This is a genomic window from Azospira sp. MPR-E4 (assembly GCF_058809645.1).
This window is the reverse complement of sequence record NZ_JBXAST010000041.1, coordinates 21,257-28,579: the sequence shown is the minus strand read 5'-3', so window position 1 is coordinate 28,579 and position 7,323 is coordinate 21,257. Positions and strand designations below refer to the sequence as shown.

Sequence of the window (7,323 nt, the reverse complement as noted above, 5' to 3'; positions counted from 1 at the left end):
TCTTGTTGGTTACTTATTCTTGGCGAGACAAGAATAAGTAACCCGCGCGTCAGGCGCGGAACACAGCCGCAAAATCAACAAGCCACGCCCAACCAATCCCCAAAAATCCAAACACCCACCCCGCCACCAAACAAAAAGGACGGCCATCTCCGCCATGCCCCGGCGGAAACGCCCGTCCTTCCTGCTTCCTGGCGCACCCGGTGCGCCGGCCAATTCAAACCCGCTAACCCGGCTCACCAGCCGTAATAGACGCCCCCGCCCCGGCGGTAGTAGGGCCCCCAGCGCGGGCCCCAGAAGGGGTCGTAGTAGGGCATGGCCCGCAGCCGCTCCTGCTGCCGCACGGCCTCCACCTCCCGGGCGTTCTGCTGTTCCTTTTCCGTCAGGGTGGTGGCCAGATCGGCCCGCAGGGCCTTTTCCCGGTATTCGTGCAGGTAGTCGAGCACCGCCACCGGCAAGCCCTGGCGGGTCAGGTCCAGCACCTGGCTGGGGGTGGGGTCAAGGCGGGTCTGGGTTTCCTTGAGGCGGGCGATGATAGCGTCGGCCTTCATGCCGGATTTGGCCATGGCCACCAGTTCGGGGAAGCCCAGCTTGGGCGCGTCGGGCGCCAGGCGCTGCATCTGCTCGGGAGTGAGGCGGGCCAGCTTGGGGGTGGCGGTGCCGTCGGGAGGGGCGCTGGCGCAGCCGGCCAGCAGGGCCAGGGGCAGCAGGAGCGGGAATAGGCGGCGATGCACGGTCATGATGCTTTCTCCTCCATTACGGGGCCGGATCAGGGAGAGACCCCACGGCCGGCCCCCAGGTTCCAGAACCGGCCCGGCGGACACCAAGCGGCGGCCCCCCGGGGACGCAGCCTGAGCGTCAGGCCCGGGGCCGCGGGCCAGGCGTGTCGCCGCAGACAGTACGCAACTACGGCAAGGCGACACAACAACGCCCGGGGCCCCGGGCCGGGTACTCAGGCGGTGCCGCCGACGGTGAGGCCGTCGATGCGCAGGGTGGGCTGGCCCACGCCCACGGGCACGGACTGGCCGTCCTTGCCGCAGGTGCCGACGCCCGGGTCCAGGCCCAGGTCGTTGCCGATCATCTTCACCCGGGTCAGGGCGTCCGGGCCGTTGCCGATGAGGGTGGCGCCCTTCACCGGGTAGAGCACCTTGCCGTTTTCCACCATGTAGGCTTCGGACATGGAGAAGACGAACTTGCCGCTGGTGATGTCCACCTGGCCGCCGCCGAAATTGACGGCGTAGATGCCCTTCTTCACCGACTTGAGGATTTCCTCCGGCGATTTGTCGCCGGCCAGCATGATGGTGTTGGTCATGCGCGGCAGGGGCAGGTGGGCGAAAGATTCGCGGCGGCCGTTGCCGGTGGGCTCGACGCCCATGAGGCGGGCGTTGAGGGAGTCCTGCATGTAGCCTTTCAGGATGCCGTCCTCGATCAGCACGGTGCGGCGGGTGGGGTTGCCCTCGTCGTCGATGTTGAGGGAGCCGCGGCGGTCCGGCAGGGTGCCGTCGTCCACCACGGTGACGCCCTTGGCGGCGACCCGCTCGCCGATGCGGCCGGAGAAGGCGGAGGAGCCCTTGCGGTTGAAATCGCCCTCGAGGCCGTGGCCGATGGCTTCGTGCAACAGGATGCCGGGCCAGCCGGGGCCGAGCACCACGGTCATGGTGCCGGCCGGCGCGGGCCGGGCGTCCAGGTTGGTGACGGCCTGATGCACGGCTTCGGCGGCGTAGCGCTTGAGCACTTCCTCGCTGAAATAGCCGTAGTCGTAGCGGCCGCCGCCGCCGGCGGAGCCCTGCTCCCGCTTGCCCTTGCCGCCGTCCACGATGACGGTGACGGAGACCCGCACCAGGGGCCGCACGTCGGCGGCCAGACGGCCGTCGCTGCCGGCCACCAGCACCACGTCGTATTCGCTGGCGAGGGAGGCCATGACCTGGGTGACGCGGGAATCGATGGCCCGGGCGTAGCCTTCCAGGCGTTCCAGCAGTTTCACCTTGTCGGCGGCCTGCAGGGAGGGAATGGGGTCCTGGGCCGGATAGAGGCCGTGGCCCTTGCGCCCCTTCAGCTTGGGCGCCGTACCCGACTGGCCGGCGGCGCCGATGGCGCGCACGGCGGCGGCAGCGTCGCCGAGGGCGTTGCGGCTGATGTCGTCGGAGTAGGCGAAGGCGGTCTTCTCGCCGGAGATGGCGCGCACGCCGACGCCCTGGTCGATGTTGAAGCTGCCGGATTTGACGATGCCCTCCTCCAGGCTCCAGGCCTCGGCCCGGCTGTACTGGAAGTAGAGGTCGGCGTAATCCACGTCGTTCTTCATGATCTGGCCGAAAACCTCGGACAGGCGCTTGTCGTCCAGGCCGTAGGGGGTCAGCAACAGGGATTCGGCTTGCTTGATGATCTTGCTCATGGGGAAACCTAAAGCCTTAAAAAACTTTTGCCACAGAGGGCACAGAGTTCACAGAGTTTTTAGCGATCTAGTCCTGGCTCTGCGTGGATAACGGAAGGATCACAGCACCCGGTGCTTGAGGGCCGGCAGGTTGGCCCGGGTCTCGGCGATGCAGCCGTGGTCGAGCAGGCCCAGGACCACGCCGGGGCCTTTCAGCTTGCGGTCCACGATGGTGCCCCAGGGGTCCACGATCATGCTGTTGCCGTGGGTCTCCCGGCCGTTCTCGTGCTTGCCGCCCTGGCCCACGGCCAGCACGTAGCACTGGTTCTCGATGGCCCGGGCCCGCAACAGGATTTCCCAGTGGGCGCGGCCGGTGGTTTCGGTGAAAGCGGCGGGCACCACGATCAGGTCCACCGGCGCCAGGCGGCGGTACAGCTCGGGGAAGCGCAGGTCGTAGCAGATGGAAAGACCGATGCGGCCATAGGGCGTGTCGAAGGCCACCGGCTCGCTGCCGGCCTCGATGGAAGCGGCCTCGTCGTAACGCTCCAGGCCCTTCTGGAAGCCGAACAGGTGGATCTTGTCGTAGCGGGCCACGCGCTGGCCGGCCGGGTCGTAGACCACGGTGGAATTCATCACCTTGGCAGCATCCTTCGCCTCCAGGGGAATGGAGCCGCCGATGAGCCAGATGCCGTGCTGCTTTGCCGTGGCGGCGAGGAATTCCTGGATCGGGCCGTGGCCGTCGGCTTCCCGCACCTTGACCTTGTCGCCCTCGGCCATGCCCATGATGGGGAAATACTCGGGCAGGGCGACGATGCGGGCGCCCTGGGCCGCCGCTTCGGCGACGCCGTGGGCGGCGGCCGCCAGGTTGTCGGCGACCCGGGGGCCGGACACCAGCTGCACGGCGGCGATCAGGGCATTTTCGGTCTTCTGGCGCTCAGGGCTTGGCGGATTCATCGGTCTTGGCCTTCTCGGATTTATCGGCTTTGGCGGCGGATACTTTTTCCACCTTGGGGTCTTCCCAGCTGCCGGTGACGGCGTATTCGAAAGCAAAAATCTGGTCCACCGGATTCTGCAACACTTTCTGGGCGATGAGGGCAGCCACGCCGGCCACCGGATTAACCAGGGCAGCGGTCCCCAGGGAAATGGAATTGCCCAGGGCCGGCTGCACCCGCACCCGCAGGTTCTGGGTTTCGCTGTCCAGGTTGATGTCGCCCTTGATGCCCACCTTGGCCGCCGGACCGTCGATGCTGAGGTCCGAGGTCTTCATCAGACCATTCTGCACCTTGAAGGTGCCCTCCACATTGTCGAAGGCGAAACCTTCGGAGAAGACGTCGCGGAAATCCAGGGTGATGCGCCGGGGCAGGGACTGCAGGGAAAGCAGGCCGATGAGCTTGCCGATGCCCGGCTCCACCTTGGCGAACTGGCCCTTCTCCGCCGTCAGCTTGAGGTCGCCGGAAAGGCTGGGAATGTCCAGGTTGGTGGGCGTGTTGTTCCAGGCCAGCTTGCCCGCCAGGGTGGCGCTGCCCCGCTTGAGGGTGCCGGGGAAACCCAGGCGGTCCAGGTACTTGCCGGCATCCCCCGCTTCCAGCCTGAACTCCACATCGGTGCGGTGGGCGCCCCGGGGGTCGGTGCGCCACAGGCCCTTGCCGTTGATGGAGCCGTCCGGGCTGGAGAGCAGCACCTTGTCCAGGCGCCACACCCGGCCTTCGTTGCGGGCCAGCAGTTCGAGCTTGCCGAAGCGGCGGCTGCCCAGGATGAAGCTGTCGGCAACGATGTCCAGGCCCGGCAGTTCGTCCTGGCTCTCGGCCTCGCCCAGGCGCTGCATGGCTTCCTGCTGGGGCGTGCTTTCCGGCAGGGTCAGGTATTTGAGGCGGGCCTTGACCCTGCCCTGGCCGGCGCCGTCCCAGTTGATCTGGCCGGCGGCTTCCTTGGCGTTGACCTCCACCTGCCAGCTGTTGCCGGCGGGCGCCGCCTTCAGGGTGACGTCGTGCAGGCGTCGCCCGGAGATGTCCAGCAGGGGCGTTTTCAGCACCGCCAGGGAGAGGGGCGCCGCCGACTCGCCGGCCGCAGCGCTGCCGCCACTACTGGCGCTGCCGCCGTTGCCGTTGGCCGGGGTCAGGGCCTTGCGCCAGAAATCCGCATCCACGCTGGGCAGGTTCACCGTCAGGGCGAGGCCCCGCTCGGGCAGGCTGAGGCCTTCGCCGATGGCGATGGCGCCGCGCTCGGTGACCGGGCCGGCGGCTTCCCGGCGGCGGATGATGTGGGCGCTGGCCAGCTTGCCCAGGGTGAATTTCACCTGTTCCCTCGCCACCGACGCCGGCGCGCCCTTGCGGGGGGCGGTTTCGGCCAGGGCGCCCCGCTCCAGGTGCAGGGGCAGGGCGGCGGCGGCGCTCTTGTTGAAGGGCTCGGGCAGGCTGGAGGCCAGACCCTTGAGGTCGGAATCCACCACCAGCTCCGCCGTCTTCTTGCGCACCCGCACCTCGCCCTTCCAGGCGGCGCTGCCGGAGACGTTGTCGAACAGGGGAAGATCCAGCTGGCGGCGCAGGGCAGCGGCGGTGAGGCTGCCGGAGGCATTGACCAGCACCTTGTCGCCCTCGTTGCTGGCGGAGAGCTTCATGGGGCCGCCGAGGAACTGGCCGGTGATTTCCTTGACGCTGATGCCGGCGTCGGTGAAGTGCAGGCGGCCGTTGGCCTGGGTGATCGGCGGCAGGCCCGGCTCCACCGTCACCTGGTTGTTGAGGAATTCGTAGTCGCCCTTGATGCGGCTGTCGGCCATGCGGCGCAGGAACAGTTCCAGCTGCAGGTTGAGGCGGCCTTCGCCCTGGGCTTTCATGCCGTCGGTGAAGTTGTCGATCTTGTCGCCCACCGGGCTCTGGTCGATGAACTTGAGGAATTCGCCGGTGGGGCCTTCGGCCTTGCCGGTGATGCTGAGCAGCTCCTCCGGCGCCTCCAGGTCGGCGATCTCGGCCTTGACGCCGGAGAGGCGGGCCCCCAGCAGCTTGGCGCTCCTGGCTTCGATCAGCATGCGGGCGCCCTCGAAACGCAGGGAGCCCTGGATGTCGTCGATGCGGGGCCAGCCGGAGGCGTATTCCAGGGTGGCGCCGTTGATGCGGGCGGTGACCAGGAACTGGCCGTCCTTGGGGTCGAGGAAGGGGAAGCGGGCCAGGTCGCCCTTGAGCACCAGCTTGGCCTCGGAGGCGGTGCCGCCGGTGATGGAACTCTTCAGCCAGTCCCGGGCGTCCTGGGACACCACCTTGGGCATGTAGCGCCAGACGGCGGTGCCGTCGGCCTTGCTGATGCCGGCGGTGAGGTCGATGCTGCCGGGGCCGTCGCCGCTGAGGCGGTAGGTGCCCTGGGCCGAACCGGTGGCGTCGGGGCCGTTGAAGGTGAGGCTGTCCAGGCTGACGTCGAGGCGGCTGCCGTCGATCTTCCAGCTGACCTGGCTGTTGAGGGCATCCACCGCCAGGCGCGGATCGGGGAAGACCTGGGGCAGTTCCAGCTGGGCCTTGGCCGAGCGCAGGGTGAGGCTGCCGCCCCGGTCCCCGGCGTCCACCGTGCCGCTCATGCCGGAAAAGCCCGGGAAGCGGCTGCTGGCCTTGATGCCGAGGCCGTCGAAGCGGGCCTTGAGGTTGTAGTCCTGAGGCTTGCCCTCGTTTTCCGTCCAGCTGGCCTTGAGGTCCCGCACCAGGCCCCGGGGGGCGTAGTCGTTCAGCCACTGGCGCACCTCGGCCCCCAGGGGCAGGTGCTCGGCCAGGGCCGCCAGGGCGCCCAAGTCCAGGGTGGTGGCGGCGGCGCTGCCACGACGGCGGTCGGAGAAAAGGCCGCCCTCCTGCCAGGAGAAGGCGAAATCCGTGGGTTCCAGGCTGGTGCCGTCCCGGGTGGCAAGGCCGACCCGCTTACCGGAGAAGCGGGTGTCGCCGTTGCGCCGCTCGCCGCTGATGCGGCCCGCCAGGCGCAGCAGGTCCAGTTCCGGCAGGTCCTTGGCCAGCTTCAGGCGCAGGTCCTGCAGGCCCACGTCGGCGGTGGCGGCCACCGGCAGGCCCTTTTCCACCTCCAGCCACAGGCGCAGGGCGCCGCTGCCCTGGGGCAGGGAAACGGGGTAATCGACCCAGGCCTGCCAGGCCGCCAGGTCGGTGTGCACGAATTCGGTGTACAGCTCGCCGCTCCAGTCCTCCAGCTGCTGCGGATCGGAGCCCCGCAGGTCGCCCCGCAGGTCGAGGCGGGAAGCCAGCTCCGCCGGCGGCAGGGCAGAGAGGCCGAAACGGTGGCGGCGGCCCCGGTTTTCCAGGAGGAAATTCACCGCCTCCAGGGTCAGGGGCGGGGCACCCCGCTGCAGGTCTTCCCAGACGATGGTGGCGTCCTTGATGTGGATGCGCTCCTGGCTCAGCACCCAGTGCAGGGCGCTGCCGTCGCTCTTGCCGTCGTCCAGGGGAATGCCGGCCACCTCGAAGCGGCCGTCGGCGAGGCGCCGCACCAGCAGGGTCGGCTCGCTGATTTCCAGCAGGTGCAGGCGGGGCGAGAGGTGGGGCACGCTCCACCAGGAGAGCACGCTCTCCACCCGCTCGAAGGCCAGGGCCGGATAGCCCTGCCTGTCGGCCACCCGCACGTCGGCCAGGGTCAGCTCGGGGCGCAGGCCGCGCCAGCCGGCGTCGATGTGGCCGATGGTGACCGGCAGGCCGACGGCCTGGCTCACCGCCTGTTCGATGTCGGCCCGGTAGTTGCCCACGTTGGGCAACACCCAGTAGCGCAGGGCCAGCACCAGGAAGGCGAAGACGAAGTAGACCACCACCCCCGCCACCAGGGCCAGGCGGCCGGCGCGGCGCCAGAACTGGCGCGCCCGGGGACTGACGAGGAAGGGCAGGAGGGCGTGCAGGCGGTGGTAAAGGGCCGACCGCAGGACGGAATCAGTCATGGGCCTCGACCGGCAACAGGGCGGAGGCGACGGCAACGATGGC

Annotated in this window: 4 protein-coding genes; all 4 read right to left on the bottom strand. The window is 68.9% G+C overall.

The annotated features are described in order from the left end of the window. Positions 1–233: 233 nt before the first annotated feature. The 4 genes from AC1RTA_RS12180 to AC1RTA_RS12165 all read right to left on the bottom strand — a co-directional run bounded on the left by AC1RTA_RS12180 (position 234) and on the right by AC1RTA_RS12165 (position 7,280). Entirely contained in the window at positions 234–737 is a 504-nt protein-coding gene (locus tag AC1RTA_RS12180; protein ID WP_492784840.1) for a hypothetical protein, read from the bottom strand. 212 nt (positions 738–949) lie between these two features. Next, positions 950–2,389, bottom strand: coding sequence for a metalloprotease TldD (gene tldD / locus AC1RTA_RS12175; RefSeq protein ID WP_014238410.1), 1,440 nt, complete (start codon positions 2,387–2,389; stop codon positions 950–952). A gap of 99 nt (positions 2,390–2,488) precedes the next feature. Then, the gene (locus tag AC1RTA_RS12170; protein WP_014238411.1) at positions 2,489–3,322 is read right to left on the bottom strand and encodes a carbon-nitrogen hydrolase family protein; all 834 of its coding nucleotides are present in this window, start codon (positions 3,320–3,322) and stop codon (positions 2,489–2,491) included. Continuing rightward, positions 3,303–7,280: a YhdP family protein gene (locus AC1RTA_RS12165; RefSeq protein WP_492784839.1), complete on the bottom strand. Its 3,978-nt coding sequence runs from the start codon at positions 7,278–7,280 to the stop codon at positions 3,303–3,305. Before AC1RTA_RS12165 ends, AC1RTA_RS12170 begins: the two co-directional genes overlap by 20 nt. Positions 7,281–7,323 lie beyond the last annotated feature (43 nt).

What these genes read in the sequence shown, in the direction of transcription:
- AC1RTA_RS12180 (WP_492784840.1), bottom strand. Translation starts at nt 737, where the DNA reads ATGACCGTGCATCGCCGCCTATTCCCGCTCCTGCTGCCCCTGGCCCTG.
- tldD (WP_014238410.1), bottom strand. Translation starts at nt 2,389, where the DNA reads ATGAGCAAGATCATCAAGCAAGCCGAATCCCTGTTGCTGACCCCCTAC.
- AC1RTA_RS12170 (WP_014238411.1), bottom strand. Translation starts at nt 3,322, where the DNA reads ATGAATCCGCCAAGCCCTGAGCGCCAGAAGACCGAAAATGCCCTGATC.
- AC1RTA_RS12165 (WP_492784839.1), bottom strand. Translation starts at nt 7,280, where the DNA reads ATGACTGATTCCGTCCTGCGGTCGGCCCTTTACCACCGCCTGCACGCC.